3 protein-coding genes are annotated in these 2,960 nt (G+C 63.0%); all 3 read right to left on the reverse strand.

Features of this window, described 5'->3' with window-relative positions; genetic code table 11:
• Positions 1–198 precede the first annotated feature (198 nt).
• Positions 199–1,131, reverse strand: coding sequence for a tyrosine-type recombinase/integrase (locus CV770_RS40725; RefSeq protein WP_104466289.1), 933 nt, complete (start codon positions 1,129–1,131; stop codon positions 199–201).
• Positions 1,128–2,042 (reverse strand): tyrosine-type recombinase/integrase, encoded by a 915-nt coding sequence (locus tag CV770_RS40730; RefSeq protein WP_201760265.1) that lies wholly within the window; start codon positions 2,040–2,042, stop codon positions 1,128–1,130. The genes CV770_RS40725 and CV770_RS40730 overlap by 4 nt, the downstream gene beginning before the upstream one ends.
• A partial coding sequence (locus CV770_RS40735) for a tyrosine-type recombinase/integrase (protein WP_104466291.1) occupies positions 2,042–2,960 on the reverse strand: 919 nt, incomplete at its 5' end. The genes CV770_RS40735 and CV770_RS40730, both read right to left, overlap by 1 nt.

The raw sequence follows: 2,960 nt of genomic DNA on the forward strand, positions 1-2,960 counted from the left end.
CGGGCCGGTCGCGGCGCGGACGCAAACACGATTGCGGCCATCGTCCAGGCGCTGAAGGCGAGCCGGTGATCGGTCCAACGGGTGCGGTTCGGGTGATGGTGGCAACCAGGCCGGTCGACTTCCGCAATTATGCGGAGCCCACGATTATGCGGAGTGTGCGGCGGGAAGTTGGTTCCCGCCGCGGTCTTCTCGCCTATTTCACTCCGCATAATTCGGCTTGCGTCCGGCCACATTCAGCATGGCCAGGAGCTTGTCGGGCGCCCGGAATCGACCGGGCGTCAGCATCGGCGGCGACATGGCGGCGAGCGCTTCGAGCTTCTCTGTCGGATCGGCGCGAAGGTAGACCTCGGTGCTTTGCAGGCTGGCGTGTCCGAGCCATAGCGAGACTTTCCGGACGTCGCGAGTCGCCTGAAGCGTATGCATGGCGCAGGTATGGCGCAGTACGTGAGGACTGACGCCTTTGCCGGCGATCGACGGCGCCTTGCGAGCGGCGACGGCGACATGCTTGGTCAGGATGTATTCAAAGCCCGAGCGGGTCATCGCCTGAGCACGGGCGTTGAAGAACAGCTCAGGAGCGTCGGTGACTGGGCGCACTTTGAGCCAAGCCTTCACAGCTGCCGCCGTTTGTTTCCAGAGCGGCAAGACACGTTCACGACGGCCCTTACCCATGATGTGCACACTGGACATGGTCTGGCGGTCGATCTGATCGAGCCGGAGGCCGACCAGCTCCGACACGCGCATGCCTGCGGCGAAGGCCAGATGCAGCATGGCTCGCGCCTGATCGGTCTTCTTCATCGGGATCGCACGGATCCGACGTGATTGGTCGAGGCAGGATGGCACCCTGTATTCCAGATAGCGGAAGAACGAGTTGATCGCAGCGAGCCGGGCATTGCGAGTTCGCGCCGAGTTGCCGCGCTGCTTCTCTAGATGCTCCAGGAATGCCAAGATGAGCGGCGCGTCGAGCCGTTCGATCTCGATCTTCGATGGCTTGAGCTTGAGCCGGCCGGCGGCAAAGTGCAGCAACAGCTGGAAGCTCTGCGCATACGCCTCGCAGGTATGCTGGCTCGCTCCGCGTTCTTTGGGCAAGTGCTCGCGTAGGAAGCTGCTCAGGTAGGGGGCGAGCGCGGTCATGCGGCACCTCCAATGAGCAATGCCTCGCCGGCCTCGGCGATCTGGCCCATCAGGACCGGCGTGGCCTGCAAGTACCAATAGGTGTCGGTCACGTGGGCGTGGCCGAGGTAGGTGCTGAGCGCCACGATATGGCGAACGATCGTAGCACGATCGTGGCGGCACTGCTCCAGTGAGCGGACTGCGAAGGTGTGGCGCAGATCGTGGATGCGCGGATCTCGCCCCGAGTGCGCGCCCCTGAGATTGGTGCCATCGAGGAGCTGCAGGAATATCCGTCGCACGGTGTTGTAGGGCAGCGACTGCCCGGCAACCGATACGAAGAGAGCACGATCTGTGGTGGTTAGCGACCGCCGGGCGACCAGATATCTGTCGAGCGCCAGCCGAGCTGTTGCGTGAAGCGGCAACAGCCGGCTCTTCTGGAACTTGGTCTGCCGGACGACGAGCCCATCGGCAGTCACATCGTCGATCTGCAGCGCCAATGCTTCTGCGATCCGCATGCCAGTAGTGGTGAGCAGGCCGAAGAGCGTTGCATACATGGTCGGTCTGATCGAGCCCGCTGGCCGGAGTGCCGCCGCAGCACGAAGCAGTCGTGAGATCTCTTCCGCACTATAGATATACGGCGGTCGCCGCTTGACGACGGCGTGGCCGAGTGCATCCGCCGCCGGAACCTGATGGCGCGGATCCTCGGCGTGCATCGCCAGCGCAAACCGCCGCACGGTAAGCAACCGGTTGCGGCGCTGCTCCGGTGACGGCGCACGTGCGGCCCATGCCAGGACCCGGGCACTTCTGATGTGCCGGTCGCCGCACTCCTCGGCGAAGCCGACGTAGCCCCTCAGCAGGATTTGCTGGACGCGGAACTTGAACCCCAGCGACTGCTGCTGGTCCACATACTTGACAAGATATTGACTCAGCATCACGCATCTCCCGGCCATGGCTGCGCGATCTGCAGCAGCATCGTCACGTCGACTTTGGCGTAGTGCGCGGTCATGTCCGGTGAGCGGTGGCGCAGTACGGCGCCAACTGTGTCGAGCGTCGCTCCGCCCCGCAACATGGCCGTCGCGGCCGAATGCCGAAGCAGGTTGGCCCCATTCGACGGAGCGGGGATACCGGCCTTTCGTATTGCACCACGCACAACATCAGAGACTGCGCTCGAACCTGTCAGTGGCCGGATTGGTGCATTCGACATGAAGAAGATTCGACCATCGGCGATGTGCGGCCGGGCCTGATCCAGATAAGCGAGCAAAGCATCGCCAGCGTCTTGCGGCAATGGTAATCTCGTCTCCCGCCGCCCCTTGCCACGAACCGACAGCGTCGCCTGTTGCCAATCAATATCGGTGAGACGAAGAGAGAGAATGTCGCCGGCCCGCAAGCCCAGTCGTGCCAACAGCAGCAGGATCGCCCGATCACGAACGCGAGTCGCCGTGGTCTGGTCGCACGTTGCTATCAACGTCTCGACATCTGACGAGCTGATGTATCGCGGCAGCGACGACAGTCGCCACTGCGGAATGATTGGCACAGCATGATCGAGTCCCGCCCGGCACACCCCCCGCGCGGTAAGGAACCGTAAATATCCTCTCAGCGCCATCGTCATAGTCTTCACATAGGCGAGCGAGACCCGTTTCGTCTCTGCAATGATCACGTCGCGAATGAGTTGGGCATTCCAGCTTCGCGGCTTGCTGCCAAGCGCCGGGAGCTGCCGCATGATCATGCGACCATGTCGATCTATTGTCAGCTCTGTGACGCCGCGATGCTGCCGCAGCCAGTCCTGGAACTCGACTACCCACCGGTCGAGCGTCGGTAATGCGAGCTTCGGCTTGCGCTGGACGATCCCG

Source organism: Bradyrhizobium sp. AC87j1 (assembly GCF_002936975.1).
GTDB lineage: Bacteria > Pseudomonadota > Alphaproteobacteria > Rhizobiales > Xanthobacteraceae > Bradyrhizobium > Bradyrhizobium shewense.